This window comes from Pseudolysinimonas sp. (assembly GCF_044239695.1).
Taxonomy (GTDB): domain Bacteria; phylum Actinomycetota; class Actinomycetes; order Actinomycetales; family Microbacteriaceae; genus Pseudolysinimonas_A.
Genome location: NZ_JBIIAW010000069.1, coordinates 1 through 16,467 on the forward strand (window position 1 = coordinate 1; position 16,467 = coordinate 16,467).

Annotated in this window: 16 protein-coding genes; all 16 read left to right on the forward strand. The window is 70.7% G+C overall.

Annotated elements, in window-relative coordinates; genetic code table 11:
* Positions 1 to 1,393: molecular chaperone DnaK (gene dnaK / locus ACILQS_RS11060; protein WP_395640182.1), on the forward strand; the 1,393-nt coding region annotated here is incomplete at its 5' end.
* Positions 1,394 to 2,089 (forward strand): nucleotide exchange factor GrpE, encoded by a 696-nt coding sequence (locus tag ACILQS_RS11065; RefSeq protein ID WP_395640183.1) that lies wholly within the window; start codon positions 1,394 to 1,396, stop codon positions 2,087 to 2,089. It abuts the gene before it with no gap.
* Positions 2,090 to 2,105: 16 nt separating this feature from the next.
* Positions 2,106 to 3,083, forward strand: coding sequence for a DnaJ C-terminal domain-containing protein (locus ACILQS_RS11070; protein ID WP_395640184.1), 978 nt, complete (start codon positions 2,106 to 2,108; stop codon positions 3,081 to 3,083).
* A gap of 5 nt (positions 3,084 to 3,088) precedes the next feature.
* Positions 3,089 to 3,517: a heat shock protein transcriptional repressor HspR gene (locus tag ACILQS_RS11075; RefSeq protein ID WP_395640185.1), complete on the forward strand. Its 429-nt coding sequence runs from the start codon at positions 3,089 to 3,091 to the stop codon at positions 3,515 to 3,517.
* Positions 3,518 to 3,720: 203 nt separating this feature from the next.
* A complete protein-coding gene (locus ACILQS_RS11080) occupies positions 3,721 to 4,863 on the forward strand; it encodes a sensor histidine kinase (RefSeq protein WP_395640186.1) in 1,143 nt (380 codons plus the stop codon).
* Positions 4,860 to 5,471: a response regulator gene (locus ACILQS_RS11085; RefSeq protein WP_395640187.1), complete on the forward strand. Its 612-nt coding sequence runs from the start codon at positions 4,860 to 4,862 to the stop codon at positions 5,469 to 5,471. The genes ACILQS_RS11080 and ACILQS_RS11085 overlap by 4 nt, the downstream gene beginning before the upstream one ends.
* Positions 5,472 to 5,785: 314 nt before the next feature.
* Positions 5,786 to 7,252 carry a sugar transferase gene (locus ACILQS_RS11090; RefSeq protein ID WP_395640188.1) on the forward strand — a complete coding sequence of 489 codons (1,467 nt, stop codon included), beginning with the start codon at positions 5,786 to 5,788 and terminating at the stop codon, positions 7,250 to 7,252.
* Positions 7,252 to 8,382 (forward strand): glycosyltransferase family 4 protein, encoded by a 1,131-nt coding sequence (locus ACILQS_RS11095; protein WP_395640189.1) that lies wholly within the window; start codon positions 7,252 to 7,254, stop codon positions 8,380 to 8,382. Before ACILQS_RS11090 ends, ACILQS_RS11095 begins: the two co-directional genes overlap by 1 nt.
* On the forward strand, positions 8,375 to 9,430 hold the full coding sequence (locus tag ACILQS_RS11100; protein ID WP_395640190.1) for a glycosyltransferase: 1,056 nt from the start codon (positions 8,375 to 8,377) through the stop codon (positions 9,428 to 9,430). The genes ACILQS_RS11095 and ACILQS_RS11100 overlap by 8 nt, the downstream gene beginning before the upstream one ends.
* A complete protein-coding gene (locus tag ACILQS_RS11105) occupies positions 9,427 to 10,797 on the forward strand; it encodes a hypothetical protein (RefSeq protein ID WP_395640191.1) in 1,371 nt (456 codons plus the stop codon). Before ACILQS_RS11100 ends, ACILQS_RS11105 begins: the two co-directional genes overlap by 4 nt.
* Complete coding sequence (locus tag ACILQS_RS11110) at positions 10,787 to 11,755, forward strand: glycosyltransferase (protein WP_395640192.1); 969 nt, start codon at positions 10,787 to 10,789, stop codon at positions 11,753 to 11,755. Before ACILQS_RS11105 ends, ACILQS_RS11110 begins: the two co-directional genes overlap by 11 nt.
* The gene (locus ACILQS_RS11115) at positions 11,752 to 12,807 is read left to right on the forward strand and encodes a glycosyltransferase family 4 protein (protein ID WP_395640193.1); all 1,056 of its coding nucleotides are present in this window, start codon (positions 11,752 to 11,754) and stop codon (positions 12,805 to 12,807) included. The genes ACILQS_RS11110 and ACILQS_RS11115 overlap by 4 nt, the downstream gene beginning before the upstream one ends.
* Complete coding sequence (locus ACILQS_RS11120) at positions 12,804 to 13,400, forward strand: DapH/DapD/GlmU-related protein (protein ID WP_395640194.1); 597 nt, start codon at positions 12,804 to 12,806, stop codon at positions 13,398 to 13,400. The genes ACILQS_RS11115 and ACILQS_RS11120 overlap by 4 nt, the downstream gene beginning before the upstream one ends.
* On the forward strand, positions 13,397 to 15,109 hold the full coding sequence (locus ACILQS_RS11125; RefSeq protein WP_395640195.1) for an ATP-binding cassette domain-containing protein: 1,713 nt from the start codon (positions 13,397 to 13,399) through the stop codon (positions 15,107 to 15,109). The genes ACILQS_RS11120 and ACILQS_RS11125 overlap by 4 nt, the downstream gene beginning before the upstream one ends.
* Positions 15,109 to 15,651: a hypothetical protein gene (locus ACILQS_RS11130; RefSeq protein ID WP_395640196.1), complete on the forward strand. Its 543-nt coding sequence runs from the start codon at positions 15,109 to 15,111 to the stop codon at positions 15,649 to 15,651. Before ACILQS_RS11125 ends, ACILQS_RS11130 begins: the two co-directional genes overlap by 1 nt.
* Positions 15,648 to 16,467 (forward strand): glycosyltransferase family 2 protein (locus ACILQS_RS11135; RefSeq protein WP_395640197.1); only part of this gene is annotated, 820 nt, incomplete at its 3' end. The genes ACILQS_RS11130 and ACILQS_RS11135, both read left to right, overlap by 4 nt.

The window sequence follows — 16,467 nt, forward strand, 5'->3', positions numbered from 1 at the left end:
GGCTTACGGGCTCGACAAGGGCAAGGAGGACGAGCTCATCCTCGTCTTCGACCTCGGTGGCGGCACGTTCGACGTCTCCCTCCTCGAGGTGGGCAAGGACGACGACTTCTCCACCATCCAGGTGCGCGCGACCGCCGGTGACAACCGCCTCGGCGGCGACGACTGGGACCAGCGGGTCGTCGAGCACCTCATCAAGAAGTTCAAGGAGACCACCGGCGTCGACGTCTCGAAGGACAAGATCGCCCTCCAGCGTCTCAAGGAGGCGGCCGAGCAGGCGAAGAAGGAGCTCTCCTCCTCGACGACGGCCAGCATCCAGCTTCCCTACCTCTCGCTGACCGAGAACGGCCCGGCCAACCTCGACGAGACCATCACGCGCGCGCAGTTCGAGCAGATGACCTCCGACCTGCTCGACCGCACCAAGAAGCCGTTCGAGGACGTCATCAAGGAGGCGGGCGTCAAGCTCGCCGACATCGACCACGTCGTGCTCGTCGGTGGCTCCACCCGCATGCCGGCCGTCACCGAGCTGGTCAAGAAGCTCACCGGCGGCAAGGAGCCCAACAAGGGCGTCAACCCGGATGAGGTGGTCGCCGTGGGCGCCGCCCTCCAGGCCGGCGTGCTGAAGGGCGAGCGCAAGGACGTGCTGCTCATCGACGTCACCCCCCTGAGCCTCGGCATCGAGACCAAGGGCGGCATCATGACGAAGCTGATCGAGCGCAACACCGCCATCCCGACCAAGCGCAGCGAGACCTTCACGACCGCCGACGACAACCAGCCGTCGGTCGCGATCCAGGTCTTCCAGGGCGAGCGCGAGTTCACCCGCGACAACAAGCCGCTGGGCACCTTCGAGCTGACCGGCATCGCGCCGGCCCCGCGCGGCATCCCGCAGATCGAGGTCACCTTCGACCTCGACGCCAACGGCATCGTGCACGTGTCCGCGAAGGACAAGGGCACCGGCAAGGAGCAGTCGATGACCATCACCGGCGGCTCGTCGCTGCCGAAGGAGGACATCGAGCGCATGGTGCGCGAGGCCGAGGAGCACGCCGCCGAGGACAAGGCGCGGCGCGAGTCGGCCGAGATCCGCAACAGCGCCGAGCAGCTCGTGTACTCGATCGACAAGCTCATCAAGGAGAACGAGGACAAGCTCCCCGAGGACGTCAAGACCGAGGTGCAGGCCGACGTCGACGCCCTCAAGACGGCCCTCCAGGGTGAGGACGACGACGCCGTGAAGACGGCCTTCGACAAGCTCAACGCGAGCCAGACGAAGCTGGGCGAGGCGATCTACGCCGCGCCCACGACGGAGACCGACGCCCCGGCCGAGGAGCCGGCCGCGGCCGGCAGCGACGAGGACATCGTCGACGCCGAGATCGTCGACGACGAGGAGCCGAAGAAGTAGATGGCGGACGACACGAACGACGACACCCCCCAGGTCAACGACAAGCGCAAGATCGACCCCGAGACCGGGGAGGCGCGCGTGACGGAGCCGGTCGGCGAGGGGTTCACGGCGGAGAAGGGCGCCTCGTCGGAGGCGCCCGACTCCGAGACCGCTGACTCCGACGAGCCCGCGGTCGAGGAGGAGCCGGACGGTGCCGAGGACGTCGAACTGATCGACGCCCAGGGCACCGACACCGAGTTCAGCGACGACGACCTGGCCCTGCTCGCCGAAGCCGAGCGCGACCTGGTCGCGGAGTATCGCGAGCGCGCTGCCCGCGCAGAGGCGGAGTTGAAGAACTTCCGCACCCGCGTGGAGCGCGACCGTGCGGCGAACCGCGAGATCGTGATCGCCGAGGTCATCCGCTCGCTCCTTCCGGCGATCGACGACCTCGACCGGGCGGACGCGCACGGCGACCTCGTCGAGGGCGGCCCGCTGGCGATCGTGGCGCAGAAGATCCGCGCCGCGTTCGACAAGTACGGACTCACGAAGGTGGGCGAGAAGGGCGAGCGCTTCGACCCGAAGCTGCACGAGGCCCTGGTGCGCATCCCGAGTGCCGACGTCACCGTCGACACGGTGGCGGATGTCATCGAGCCCGGCTACCTCCTCGGTGAGCGCCTCATCCGCGCCGCCAAGGTCGCCGTCTCGTCGCCCGAGTAAGCGGAAGCGGAGCCCCATGGCCAGCCAGGACTGGTTCGACAAGGACTTCTACGCCGTCCTCGGCGTCGGCAAGGACGTGTCGGACGCCGACCTCAAGAAGACGTACCGCAAACTCGCGCGCCAGCATCACCCCGACTCCAACGCGGGCGACGCCAAGGCCGAGGCGCGGTTCAAGGAGATCAGCGAGGCGTACTCGGTGCTGTCCGATAAGGACCAGCGCGCCGAGTACGACCAGATGCGGGCGATGGGTTCGGGCGCGCGCTTCACGGCGCCCGGTGGGGGCGCCGCCGGTGGCCAGGGCTTCGACGACATCTTCCGCGGCTTCGGCCGGGGCGCTCAGCGCAACCAGAGCGACTTCGACGACATCCTCGGCGGACTCTTCGGCGGGGGCAGCCGGTTCGGCACCCCGACGGGCGGGTTCGGCGGCTTCGGCGGGCCGACCAAGGGTGGCGACATCACCGCGAACACCACCCTCGACTTCCTCACCGCGATCCGCGGCGACACCGTCGGTCTGCAGATGCAGGACGGGCGCGAGGTCAAGGTGAAGGTGCCGGCGGGCGTCGCCGATGGGCAGAAGATCCGGCTCAAGGGCAAAGGGCAGCAGAGCCCCGACGGCGGCGAGGCCGGAGATCTCGTCATCACCGTGTCGGTGCGGCCGCATCCGGTGTTCGAACGCGAGGGCCTCAACCTCCGCGTCGACGTGCCGGTGACCTTCGCCGAAGCCGCTCTCGGCGCGACGATCGAGGTGCCGACCCTCGAGGGCGACACCGTGCGGCTCAAGGTCGCCCCGGGCACCCCGGCCGGCCGCGTGCTGCGGGTCAAGGGCCGCGGCGTGACGACCCCGAAGGGCACGGGAGACCTGCTCGCCGAGGTCGTCGTCGCGGTGCCGAGCAACCTGTCGGCGCCGGCTGCCGCCGCGGTGGCCGAACTCGCGAAGGCGATGCCCGAGAACCCGCGGGACGAATTGCTCGCCCGGGCCCGCGCGGGGAGGTGAGCCCGATGGCCGATGTCGATCTGGAGACCCCGATCTTCGCGATCGCCGTCGCCGCCGAGCTGAGCGGCATGCACCCGCAGACGCTCCGCCAGTACGACAAGCTCGGGCTGGTCAGCCCACGGCGCACGGCGGGCCAGTCGCGGCGCTACTCGATGCGGGATGTCGTGCAGTTGCGGGAGATCGCCCGACTGTCGGCGGAAGGTCTCAACCTCGAGGGCATCCGCCGCATCCTGGAACTGGAGAACCAGGTGGCGGCTCTCACCGGGCGCGTGCGCGAACTCGAGCGGGCGCTCGCCGACGAGCTGTTGAACCGCCCGGGCCGTCGCGTCTTCGCGGCCGGTTCAGAGGGCGACGTCGTCCCGCTGCGGGCGGGAACTCGCGCTAAGAAGTCGACGTCGGTCGTCGTGTGGCGGCCATTCGGAGCGCGGGACTGAGGGCCTTCCCGACCCGCCGCGTGCCTATCCCCGGATAGCTGAGAAAAACCCCCAATGCAGGGGGGCGACTTAAACTTTAGTTGACGCTACGTGGGCGACCTCCCAAGGTGGCACCCCACTATGGGTGCAAGAGCAATACACGGGGGTGTGTCGACTCGGCGCCAGGTTCTCGGTTACGGGTCGACATCGGGGACGGGGCGGCCATGCATCGACAACTCATTCCGCGACACCGAGGGCAGCTGCCGCTCGCCCATCAGTCGGCGATCATCGCGGCCGGGCTCCCCTCGATCGCCGTCTCGATCGCCCTCGTCGAAACCCAGCTCCGCGTGTCGGCGTGGACCTGGGTGAGCGTCCCCGTGGCGATCGTCGCGTCGACGACCCTGCCCTTCCTCGTCGCGGTTCGGCCGCGCCTCTCCGTTCTTCTCGGCACGGTGGCCGCCGCATTGTCCCCGGGGGCGGTCCCGGTGCTGGTTCTGGTCGGCAGTCTCGGTCTGAGGATCGGCCCGCGGCGTCCGCCGTGGCTCGTCGTGCCGCTGATCGGGGTCGGCATCGCGATGGGCTTCGCCGCCCGATCCGTCACCGGCGCCGCCGTCGTGGTGGTTCCGACCCTCGCGGCATCAGTGCTCGGCGTGTGTATGGTCGTCGTCGGGATCCACTTCATCCTGCGACCACGCGGTGCACAGGGCGTCACACCGCAGGTGGATTCCGACTGGCTGTCCCGGCGGATCCACGACGGCGTCGGCCACCGGCTCGCGCTGCTCAGCCTCCGGGCGCGCATCCAGCAGTCGGAGCTCCCGGGTGCTGGCCCGGAGCTCTGGGAGGTGGTGGCCGACGAGGTCGAGAGGACGTTCGAAGAATTGCGCCAGCTGCTGGACGAGATCGACCAGCGGAGGTCGCCCGAAGAAGATCCCGGGTTCGCGCTCGACGCGTTCGTCGTGGATGCCCGCCGCGCTGGCGTTCCGGTGCTGGTGTCCGGTCGTCATCTGCTGGACCGGGTGCCGTCGTCCGATGCCGCTCTGGCCGCCGCCGTCGTTCGCGAAGGGATCGCGAACGCGGCGAAGTATGGGGGTCCGGGGCATGTCCACGTGCGTTTCGACCACCAAGCTCCCGGAGACCTGACGGTCGAGGTGCGGTCCCCATTGGGCGTCGAGGCGCCGCAACTGAGCGGGGGCCGCCACGGGCTCGGGTGGCTGCAGCGGCAGGTCGATCAGGCCGGCGGCGGGATGAGGGCCGTCATCGATGCCGAGCAGTTCGTGCTGAGCGCCCGCATCCCGGTGCACAGCCAGGCGGCTGCGCCGGCCGCCGATTCCGTGCTGCCGTGGTCATCGCGCGTGGTTACGGGATGACCACGCGCCTGATCATCGCCGACGACGACCCTCTTGTTCGCACCGGACTGCGGTCCCTCCTACGGCACGACAGCCTCGAGATCGTCGCCGAGGCCTCAGACGGTGCCGCCGTGCTTCGCCTTCTCGAGGTGGTGCGAGCCGACGTCGTTCTGATGGACGTCCAGATGCCCCGCCTGAGCGGGGTCGCCGCGATCGCGCCGGTGCGGGCACGGCTTCCGGACGCCCGCATCATCCTGATGACGACATTCGACGCGGACCGCTTCGCCGTGCACGCGAAAGCCGCCGGTGCCGATGCCTTCGTGCGCAAGTCGGCGCCGGCGACGGAGATCCTGGCCGCCATCTACGGAAGGACGGTGAGGGAGGCCCGCGGGCACCCCGGCGCAGCGCGCCTGAGTCCCCGGGAACGCGACGTCGGGATCCGGATTGCCGGAGGCTGCAGCAACGAGGAGATCGCGGTTGAACTGGGGGTCAGCATCAACACGATCAAGACCTACGTGTCGCGACTCTTCGCGAAGTTCGGGGTGAGCAACCGCGTTCAGCTCGCGAACGCGTTCAACGGTCTCCGCGGGGGGTACGACGCGGCCGGCTCGACCGCCGATCGGGGCTGACGACCGCAGACCCGTGTCGCCAGACGAGTGACAGAAGAGTGAGCCCGCGGCCCATCCCGCGGGGCGATTGTCTACCGTGGAGTTCCGCCGCGCGGTGCCTATTGCGCGCACGTCCCCCCGTGCGCACCGGCCCGCGCGGCGCTTTCGTGTCCGGCGACGGCCTGGCTCAGGAGCCACCCTAACGGGGCTCATTCCTGGGGTGACGCCGTTCGACCGAATGCGGATCGCCCCCCTGCCGCGGCCCCTAGCGTCGGGCTGACAGCGGATGAGGAAGCAGCAGGGGGGACGCGATGCTCGGGCCAACGCGCTCGGACGTGGACCTGATCGAACTCGATCGGGCGCCGGGAACGAGCTGGGCCGCGGCCTACGCCACGCGCCTGCTGATGACCGACCTGGTGCTCGTCGTCTGGTCGGTGATCGGCGCACAACTCGCGCGGTTCGGCGCCTCGAGCGGATTCTTCGCCACCGACGCTTTCGTCCTGGGGGATCTCGGGCTGAGCTACAGCACGACCTCCGTCGCACTGGTGCTGCTCTGGGTGGGGATGCTGACTCTCACCGGGACCCGCGACAGCAGGGTCATCGGCGTGGGGCCCACCGAGTACCGCCGGGTCATCCGGGCGAGCCTGCTCCTGTTCGGCCTCGTCGCGATCGCCGCTCTGATCTTCCGGCTCGACCTGGCCCGGAGTTACATACTGGTCGCATTCCCCGTGGGTGTCGTCTCCCTGCTCTTCGGGCGTTGGACCTGGCGAAAGTGGCTCGTGCGTCGCCGCGAAGCGGGCGAATACACGTCGCGGGCCGTGCTCGTCGGCTCCCGAGACGGGGTCGATGAGATCGCCCGCGACCTGAAGCGGCAGCCGAGCGCCGGCTACCGCGTCGTCGCGGCCTGCATCCCGGGGGACACGGACGGCGGCACCACGCCGTTCGGCGTCACGGTGCACGGTTCGCTCGAGGACATCCCGGCGCTGCTGGCCAGGTACGACGCCGACACGGTGATCGTGACCAGCAGCCACGATCTCCCGCCACGTCGGATCAGGGAACTCAGCTGGTCGCTCGAGCCGGGCCGTCAGCACCTCGTGGTGGCGCCGAGCCTGACCGACATCGGCGGCCCCCGCATCCACATCCGACCGGCGGCGGGACTTCCCCTCGTCCACATCGAGACCCCGCGCTACGAAGGGTTCCGGAGTACGGCGAAGCGGGCGTTCGACTTTGCGGCCGCAGCGACGGGCATCGTGCTCCTCGCGCCTCTGCTCGCGGTGATCGCCGTCGCCATCAAGATCGGATCGCCGGGGCCCGTGCTGTTCCGGCAGCCGCGCATCGGCCGCCGAGGCGAGCCGTTCGGGATGCTCAAGTTCCGCTCGATGGTCGTCGACGCCGAGGCGCGGCTCGCCGAGGTCGCGGAGCGCGGCCGTCGCGAGAGCAACGACGTCATGTTCAAGATGCGGGACGACCCGCGGGTGACCTCGGTGGGTCGCGTCCTGCGGAGGTACAGCCTCGACGAGCTGCCCCAGCTGTTCAACGTGCTGATCGGCACGATGTCGCTCGTCGGACCTCGACCGCCGCTCGAGCGAGAGGTCGCCGTCTACGAGAACCACGTCTACCGCCGCTTTCTCGTCAAGCCGGGGATCACCGGCCTCTGGCAGGTCAGCGGTCGCGCCAACCTCTCCTGGGAGGAGACGGTGCGGCTCGATCTGTACTACGTCGAGAACTGGTCGCTCGTCGGCGACCTCGTCATCCTCTGGCGCACGGCCCGCGCCGTGCTGGGCCGGGACGGGGCCTACTGATGCCGGACGATCGCACCGCTCCCGGCCTCGTCCTGCTCGCCCCCTATCCGGAACGGGCCGCGGTCGCCCTCGCCGGATCGCCGCGCCGTCCCGCCCTCGAGGTGTTCGGGACCGCGCAGGTCGCGAACACTGTCAGGGGCGCGCGCGAAGTGTCCCGGATGCGTGCGGGCGCGCGAGCCCGTCGTTTCGCCGAGAACGTGGTGCCCCATCGGTGGAGTCTGCTCCCGATGCACCTCGGGAAGCTGGCCTTCGCCCGGGGCGCGGTCCGGCACGTCGCGAGCGCTCACGGGGTGTTCGGATTCCCCGGCGCGAGCCTCGAGCCGTTCGCCCGCAGTCGCGGGCTGCGCGTGATGCACGCGGTGGATGCCCACCCGCGCGCGCACAATGAGCACCTCGTCAATGCCTTCGGTCGCCGCGCCGCCGCCGAGGTCTACCCCGAGTGGCTGGTGCGGCGGATCGAGCGCGAACTCGAACTCGCCCACCTGGTGCTCGTCCCCTCGCTCCTCGTCGCCACGCAGATGCGCGAGCACGGGGTCGATCCCTCCCGGATCCTGGTGCGCCCCTACGGCACCGACTTCGGGGTCTTCGCGCCGCGCGCCGCCGATGGCGGAGCCGCCCGGCTCGGCCGACGTCCGCGCGTGCTGTTCGTCGGGCAGCTGAGCCTGCGCAAGGGCATCCCCTTCCTGCTGCGCGCGAGCGACGGTCTGGACATCGAGCTGCGGCTCGTCGGCAATGTCTTCGACCGGGAGCTGCTGGCCCGCCTGCCGGAGAACGTCGAGGTGGTCCCGCCGACGGCTCACGGTCGACTCCGCGACGAGTACGCCCAGGCCGACGCCTTCGTGCTGCCGACGATCGAGGACGCCTGCGCGCTCGTGACGATGGAGGCGGCGGCGGCGGGGCTGCCGGTGGTCACGACCGCGATGAACGGCGCGATCGAGACCTTCGGGGCGTACCCCGTGAACCGGGTGCCGGTCGGCGATCACGTCGCCCTCGCGGAGGCGTTGTCAGCGGTCGAACCGCTCGCGGCCGATCAGCGTGCGGCGAATGCGGCCCGGGCGCGATCGGTGATCCCCGACTGGGCGGAATACGCCGACGGCACCTGGTCGGCAGTGCGGGGCGACGATGACTGACCAGCCGATCGCGGTGGCGATCACGACCAACACGCTCGGTGCCGGCGGAGCCGAACGACAACGCGTGCTGCTCGCCAACGCCCTCCTCGAGGAGGGTGCCGAGGCGACCCTGGTGGTCCTGCAAGAGCTCGGGCAGCTGGCGGACGAAGTCGATCCCCGGGTGCGCATCGAGCGTCGCGCGTACCAGACGGGAAGCTCTCGTCGTCACGATCTGCTCATCACGGGGACGACCCGCACCGAGATCGGCTTCGCGCTGGCGGCGGCGGCGCGGCGTCGGACGGGCCGCTGGGCGGTGGCGGTGCACAACCCGGTGGGGCCGGGGGCGCCGCTTCTGACCCGTTTCGCGTACGCCGGATGTCTCGCCGCCGGGGACCTCGTCGCCTTGACGCCGCAGCACGCCGACCGGATCTCGCGGTACTGGGGCCTTCGCCCCTCCGCGGTCATCTCGAACGCCATCGATCCCGCACGTTTCGCGACGCTCCCGGCGCCGACCTCGGAGTTCGCCGCCGGATTCATCGGCCGGCTCGACGCTCACCACAAAGGGCTCGACAGGCTGCTCCACGCGGTCGCCGATTCGACCGCCCCGTTCACGCTCGCGATCGCGGGGGTCGGACCCGACGAGGGGGACCTGCGCCGATTGGCGGATGATCTCGGGATCTCCGACCGCGTCAGCTGGCTGGGGTACGTCCCGCCCGAGGAGTTCCTCCCGCGCATCGGCGCCCTGTGCGTGCTCTCCCGGTTCGAGGCGCAACCGCTCGTGATCCTCGAGGCCGACGCGGCGGGGGTTCCGGTCGTCTCCTCGCTCGAGGCCGGGGCCGCGGGCGCCGTCGACGCCGACCGTCCCGATCTCGTCGCCGCAGCGGTGCGCGCCGCATCCGGTCGACCACGATCGTCGGTCTCGGCCGCACGCACGCCTCGCGACATGGCGCAGGAGTACCTCGACCTGCTTCACGAGAACCGTCGCCCGCGCCGCATCGCGGACGCCCGGGCCGGGGCGCAGGCCCTCTGGCGCGGTCGTGCTCCGCTGCCGAACGCGGTCGGCGCATGAGCGAGACCGTCTTCTACGCCGTGACCCTCTCGGTGCTCGCCGGCCTCGCGCTGATCCCGCTGTGGCTCAAGCCGAAACTGCTGATCGGCGTGGCGATCGTCGTCATCCTCTTCGTGCGCACGCTCGCGCACCTCTCCGGGTTCGCCGCCCTCTCCAACGCCGACGACGGGTTGGTCGCCCTCGTCGTCGTGCGCGCCGTGTTCGAACTCCGTCCGCACCGGGTGCGCCCGTCCTACCCGGGAATGATCTTCTTCCTGCTGTTCCTGGTCTGCGGCGTCGCGGGCAGCCTGCTCTCTCCCTTCTTCTCGCCCTCGATCCTGCTGTCGGGCGCGTTCCTCGCGATCAAGGGGGTGCTGCTGGGCTGGGCGGTGGCCCAGTTCCCCTGGACTCCCGACGACATCCGGCGGGCCTACCGATTCGGCGGCGGTCTCGTCGTCGTCGTGCTGGTCGCCACCGTGCTCAACGCCGCCGCCCCGGGAGCCTGGGCGTCGGTGTTCGCCGTGCAGGGTGAGACGATCGATCGCTACGGTCTGCCGTCGCTCTCAGGGCCGTTCATCCATCCCTTCGACCTCGCCTTCTTCTCGGCGATGGCCGCCGTCGCGATCTACGCGTACCGCCACGTGATCGGCCCCAGTCGATTCACCTCGGTGCTCCTCGTGGGCACGACGCTGGCGACGTTCTTCTCCTTCCGCCGCAAGGACCTGCTCGGCCTGCTGGCCGCCCTCTTCTCGCTCGCGACGCTGACGCGACGGATGCGCGGAGTGGTCGCGGCGGTCCTCGTGCTGCCGATCCTCGTCGTCATCGCCTGGGACGAGATCTCGGCTCAGGTCGACCAGGTCGTCGGCTCCTATCTCACGGTGGACAGCGGGGAGGCGCGAACCGTGCTCACCCTCAATGCCTTCGAACTCGCCAATCACTATGCGCCGCTGGGGGCGGGCTTCGGACGCTACGCCTCCCGCACGGCCGCCACGACCTACAGCCCCGAGTACTTCCGGCTCGGCCTGGAGAACTCCTACGGGCTCGGACCGGGTCTGCGCGGCTTCTTCCTCACCGACACCTCGTGGCCGGCGATCATCGGCGAGACCGGCTACCTCGGGACGCTCATGTTCCTGCTCGCGTTCGTCGCGATCGTGCTGCGCGCCCGGCAGTGGACCCTCGGCGAGGAGCCCATGCTGCGGATGATCGGCTTCACCGCGCTGGGGTGGACGATCCTCACCGTCTTCCAATCGACCGGGGCCGCCGTCTTCACGTCGCCTCCGATGTTCGGCCTGCTCTTCTCGATCCTCGGCCTCGGCGCTGCTCTCGAACGCCGACCGGAGGCCGTCCCGCGCCCCGCGAACCGAAAGGTCATGCGTCATGTCGCCTGAACGAACCCTCGAATCGAACCCGCTGGAGGCTCTGGCGGGCCGCCGTGCGTTGGTCGTCGCCTCGAGCGGCGGCCACCTGAATCAGGCGGTCAAGTGGATGGATCGGCTCCAGCTGGATGCGGCCAGCCTCGTCGTCACCTTCGATCTCCCGCAGAGTCGTGCTCTGCTCGCGCACCGCTCGGTCATGTACGTCGGGTATGTGCGCTCCCGCGACTGGCGGGCCGTGCTCTCGGTCGCGCGGGAGCTGTGGCGACTCGTGCCCGCGCGACGTCCCGAGGTGATCGTGACGACGGGGGCCGCGCTCGCGCTCTCGGTCTGGCCGGTGGCTCGGCGCCTGGGACTGCGCATCCACTACATCGAGAGCGTGTCCCGCTTCGCCGGTCCAAGCCTCACCGGCCGGATCATGCGCCGACTCGCGGGCGTCGACACCTGGAGCCAGCACGACTACGCACAACCCGGCTGGCAGCGCGTGCCCTCCCTCCTCGGTCTCTACACCGTGGAGGATGTCCCCGGGGCGAGCCGTACCGAGCGTCCCCTGCGCATCCTGGTCACGCTCGGGACGATCCGGCCGTATCGATTCGATCGCCTCATCGACGAGGTGCTCACCTCCCTTCGCGACGGTGATGAGGTGACCTGGCAGGTCGGCTGCACGACGCGCACCGACCTGCCGGGCCGGGTCGTCGAGGCGATCAGCGACGACGAGATGCATCGACTGCTCGAGGGGGCCGACGTCGTCATCGCGCACGGCGGAGTCGGGACGGCCCTCGACGCGCTCGCCCGCGGCAAGACGCCCGTGATGTTCGCGCGCCGGGCGCTCGACGGCGAGCACGTGGACGATCACCAGGAACAGATCGTCGGGCACCTCAGCGATCTCGGCCTCGCCGAGCGCGGAGATGGACGCCTCGATCGCGCGACCCTGCTCGCCGTCACCACGCGCCGGGTCGTGGAGACCCGGTGAGCGGGGCGGACACGCGGATCCTGCACGTCGGGAACGCGCCGGAGAGCAACGGCGGGATCGCCTCGGTGATCCGGTCGCACCTCGCGCGACGGCTGCCGGGCTTCGCCGTCACGAGCGTCGCGACGCACGTCCCCCGCACGAACGTCGTCGTGCGGGCGCGCGTCTGGCTCGTGGCCCTGTCGCGGATCGCGCGGTCGCACCCTCGGGGGATCGTGCACGTGCACCTCGCGCAGCGCGGCTCTCTGCTGCGCGAGGGGGCGGCGGTGTTCGTCGCACGTGCCGCCGGGCACCGAACCGTCGTCACCCTGCACGGCAGTGGTCTGATGAACGCCGGCCCGGTGCAGACCGCGGCACTGCGCCTGGTCTGCGGGCGGGCCCACGTCGTGCACGGCTTCGCGGACCGCTACGCGATGCGATTCCGGATCCCCGCGTCGCAGTGGGCCCGCATCCCGAACGATGTCGCCACGCCCGAGCGTTCCCGCCCCCGCAACGGGGATCGCCCGACGGTCGTCTTTCTCGGCGAAGCCGGGTTGCGAAAGGGCATCGACCTCTTGGCCGTCGCCTGGGATGACGAGCTCGCGCGACGCGCGAGGCTGGTGATCGTCGGCGGGGCGACACCCGAGGCGGCGAACTCCCTCGCCGCCCTGAGCAGGCGGCCGGGCGTCAGCATCCTGGGCGAGGTGCCGCACGTCCAGGCGCTCGCCCTCCTCTCCGACGCTGCGCTCCTGGTTCAGCCCTCGCGGGCCGAGGCGTTCCCGATGTCGGTCTGCGAGGCGATGGCCGCCGGGTGCGCCGTCGTCGGAACGGACGTCGGCGGACTCGGAGAGCTGCTCGCCGCCGCCGGGCAGCCGGTCGTCGCGACCGACGCGGAGGCGCTGAGATCGACCCTCGTGGCGAGCCTGTCCGACCCCGACCGCCTCCGGCTCCTCCGGCTTCAGGCCCTCGCGTACGCCCGGCGGGAGCTGGCGACCGACGTCGTCACGACACGGTGGCACCGGCTCTACTCGGGACTGTCGACTCGGCCGGGCGTCGCTCAGAGGGTGCTCTCGTGAGCCGCTCGCGCTGGCGGGACGTCCTCGCCGACGACCTGCGGGCGATGGGACTGCCCGCCGCCTGGCGTCCTCGCTACCGGATCACGCATCGGTTGGCGTTCTTCGTCTACCTTCTCCGCCGAGCCGAGAGCAGACGTGGCGCGAACGGCATCCTCGCCCGCGCCGGGTACGCGGTCGCCCGCTGGCGCTACGAGCGCTACGCCGAACGGATGGGGATCGACATCCCGCTGGGGGTGTTCGGGCCCGGGCTGTCGATCGCGCACCGCGGAACGATCGTCGTCAACGGCGAGACCCGCGTCGGACGCAATTGCCGCGTGCATCCCGGCCTCGTGATCGGGGGCGACAAGGGCCGGTCCCCGGTGATCGGCGACGACGTCTTCCTGGGCCCCAACGTGTCGATCATCGGCGGGGTGTCGATCGGCGAGGGGGCCGTGATCGCCGCCCATGCGCTCGTGATCCGCGATGTCCCACCGGGGGCGCTCGCCCTCGCGCCGGCTGCCGACGTCCGCCCCGGGGCGGGTGGCTCCTGGGTGATGTCCCGCGGAGCACTCGGCCCGCGGGTCCGGTTCGACGAAGAAGAGGTCCACGCATGAGTCGCTCACCAGCAGCCTCCGGGCGATCGTCGCTGTTCACCCTCCTGCGCGGCGTGCCGCGCAGCCGCGTCGCCGCCATCCTCGTTCTCGGCGTCGCCGGGGGGATCGCTGAGGCGGCCCTGCTGGTGTTGATCGTGCGGGTCGCGACTCTCGCGCTGTCGGGCCGAAGCAGTGCGGGCCTGAGCGCGCTCGAGTTCCTCCCCGACTCGTTGGGCGGCATGATCGTGATCGGCCTCATCGCCGGGGTCCTGACGATCGCCTTCCAGCTCGGTGGCCTGGTGGTGACTACGCGGGCGGCGAGCCGACGGATGGTGAGCACCCGCCAACTGGTGCTGAACCGCTACTTCGCGAGTTCGCTCACCGGCCAGGGCACTACGTCGCCGGGACAGTTGCAGGAGATCTTCTCGCAGCAGATCCTCAAGGGCACGGAGGGCCTCGTGCTGGCGGGGAGTACGGCGGCGGCGTTCAGCAACCTCGCCGTGCTGCTGGTCGCCGCGGTGCTGATCTCTCCGCTCGCCGCCGTCGCGCTCGTGCTCCTCGGCGGCGTCCTGGGAATCGCGCTGATCCCGCTCTCGCGCTCGGTCGCGGCGGCCAGCCGCCGCATGGTGGCCGGCGCCCTCACGCTCATGGGCTACGTCTCCGTCTACGTGCGGGTCGCGCTGGAAGCCCGCGTGTTCGGCGTCGCGGTCCCGATCGAGCGGGTCGCCGGTCAGAAGATCGTCGAGGTGTCGCGAGCGTGGTCGAGCACGCGCGTCCTCCAGCAGTCCGCGCCGATCATCTTCCGCGTATCGGTGCTCATCATCGCGCTCGTCGTGATCGGCAGCGTCTCGATCTGGGCCCCCGAGGCCGTCGCCGCCGTCGCGGTCATCGCACTCCTGCTCGTGCGTGCCCTCTCCTACCTCCAGGCGATTCAGAACAACACGCAGCAGATGCGGGAGATGTCGGCCTACTGGGCCTCCGCCCGTGAGCTGATCGATTCGTTCCCGGCGGATGATGTGGCGTGGGGCTCCACCCCCCTGGAACGCATCGCCGAGATCGAGTTCGAGCGCGTCGGGTTCAGCCACGATGGCGTCGGCCGTCACCTCGACGACGTCACGGTGACCATGAGCTCGGGGGAGTCGGTGACGGTCGTGGGACCGTCCGGCGGGGGCAAGTCGACGCTGCTGCGAGTGCTGCTGCGGCTCGCCGAGCCCGGCGAGGGCCGGTTGCTGGTCAATGGCGTACCGGCCTCGGACTACCGCCGCGACGACTGGTTCTCGCGCGTCGCCTACCTTCCGCAGGAGGTGCGGTTGATTCCCGGGACGGTGCGCGACAACGTCCTGTTCTTCCGCGAGGGCACCGACGACGAGGTGCGCGCCGCGATCGAGATGGCCGCACTCGAGCTCGACCCGCGCATCTTCCGCGAGGGACTCGACACCGAGGTGACCGAGGAGGGCCGGAATCTCTCCGGAGGTCAGCGCCAGCGGATCGGACTCGCCCGCTGTCTGCTGCGTCGACCCGACCTCCTGGTGCTGGACGAGCCGACGAGCGCGCTCGACCCGGAGAGCGAACGTCAGATCGCGGCGACCATCGCGGGCCTGAAGAGCGAGTTGATCACCGTGCTCGTGACGCATCGTCCCGCGGCGGCGCAGGGGTCCGACCGGGTCTACGCGATGGATCGCGGTCGACTGACCGCGCGCGACGTGCGCCCGCAGACCGGCGCGGCCTGATGATCGACAGCCGCGACGCACTGCGTCGCTACCTGGCCGCCGACCTCGCGGCTCATGGCCTCTCCCGCTGGCGGTCGCACTACCGGCTGACGAAGCGCATCGTCTACTTCCAGCGGCTGCTCCGACGCTCCGAGTATTGGAGCAACTGCCGCCGCGACCCGGTCGGTCTCGCCATGGCCGTCGCGCTGCGACTGCGGGTCAAGCTGCTGGGCGAGCGGATGGGCTACTCGATCCCGCGCAACACGTTCGGGCCGGGCCTGTCGATCGCGCACACCGGCACCATCGTGGTCAACATGAACGCGCGGGTGGGCGCGAACTGCCGCATCCACCAGGGCGTCACGATCGGCGAGGCGCGCGGACGCTACCCGGTGATCGGCGACGATGCCCAACTCGCGCCGAATTCGCTCGTGATCGGCGCGACGCTCGGCGACCGCGTGCATGTCTGGCCCGGCGCGGTCGTCACGCGCGACTTCCCCTCGGACTCCGACCTCGCCGGGGTTCCTGCGCGCGTCGTGCCGCACGAGCGGGAGAGTGCCCGATGAGCGGCCGCGCCGACATTCCGCTCGCCGAACGCATCGTCGACCTGCGGCAGGAGGGCCCGGACGCACCCCTGCTGACGGTCGCCCTCTGCGTGCGCGACGGCGGCGACCACCTCGCCGACGGCTTCGCGGACGATCTCTTCGGAGGCTGGCGGGGCGACCTCGAACTCGTCGTCGTCGACGACGGGTCGCGGGACGACACCCTCCGCATCCTGCGCGACCTGGCTCGCCGGTTGGGCGCGACGGCGGTGTTCAGCAACCCCGACGCCGTAGGCCCGGGGGTCGCGCGCGCACAGGCCGTGCGCGCCGCCCGCGGCCGCTACATCTGGTTCGCGGACTGCGATGACGAGTTCGATCTCGCGGCCGTGCTCGAACTCGCCGACCAGGCGGATCGCGAAGGCTTCGACGCCGCGGTCGGGCGAGCCGAAGCGGTCAAGGACGGGCGGATGCTGCCGACGCTCATCGACGACGTCGACCCCGGGGTGCGCGACGGACGGGAATGGCTGCGCATGCTCTTGCGCGGGGATGTCGACGGCTACCTGTGGAACAAGGTGATCAGCCGCGACCTGGCGCAGGCCGCGCCCGGCCTGCCGCTGCTGCGCACCCAGGAGGACTTCTGCCGCGTCGTGCTCGCGGCGTCGCGGACGCGGCGCGTGCTGTTCAGCGCCCGAACCGTCTATCGCTATCGAATGCACGACTCCTCGGCGACGCGTACGCGCACCCCGGAACTGGGCAATCTCGAGGCGAGCCGCGACTACCTGGTGGGCATCGCGACCGCCGAACTCGCCGGCGACCCCGACCTCCCGGTCCTGCTCGCCC

Coding starts and splice junctions, on each gene's coding strand:
- ACILQS_RS11065 (WP_395640183.1), top strand. CDS start 1,394: ATGGCGGACGACACGAACGACGACACCCCCCAGGTCAACGACAAGCGC.
- ACILQS_RS11070 (WP_395640184.1), top strand. CDS start 2,106: ATGGCCAGCCAGGACTGGTTCGACAAGGACTTCTACGCCGTCCTCGGC.
- ACILQS_RS11075 (WP_395640185.1), top strand. CDS start 3,089: ATGGCCGATGTCGATCTGGAGACCCCGATCTTCGCGATCGCCGTCGCC.
- ACILQS_RS11080 (WP_395640186.1), top strand. CDS start 3,721: ATGCATCGACAACTCATTCCGCGACACCGAGGGCAGCTGCCGCTCGCC.
- ACILQS_RS11085 (WP_395640187.1), top strand. CDS start 4,860: ATGACCACGCGCCTGATCATCGCCGACGACGACCCTCTTGTTCGCACC.
- ACILQS_RS11095 (WP_395640189.1), top strand. CDS start 7,252: ATGCCGGACGATCGCACCGCTCCCGGCCTCGTCCTGCTCGCCCCCTAT.
- ACILQS_RS11100 (WP_395640190.1), top strand. CDS start 8,375: ATGACTGACCAGCCGATCGCGGTGGCGATCACGACCAACACGCTCGGT.
- ACILQS_RS11105 (WP_395640191.1), top strand. CDS start 9,427: ATGAGCGAGACCGTCTTCTACGCCGTGACCCTCTCGGTGCTCGCCGGC.
- ACILQS_RS11110 (WP_395640192.1), top strand. CDS start 10,787: ATGTCGCCTGAACGAACCCTCGAATCGAACCCGCTGGAGGCTCTGGCG.
- ACILQS_RS11125 (WP_395640195.1), top strand. CDS start 13,397: ATGAGTCGCTCACCAGCAGCCTCCGGGCGATCGTCGCTGTTCACCCTC.
- ACILQS_RS11130 (WP_395640196.1), top strand. CDS start 15,109: ATGATCGACAGCCGCGACGCACTGCGTCGCTACCTGGCCGCCGACCTC.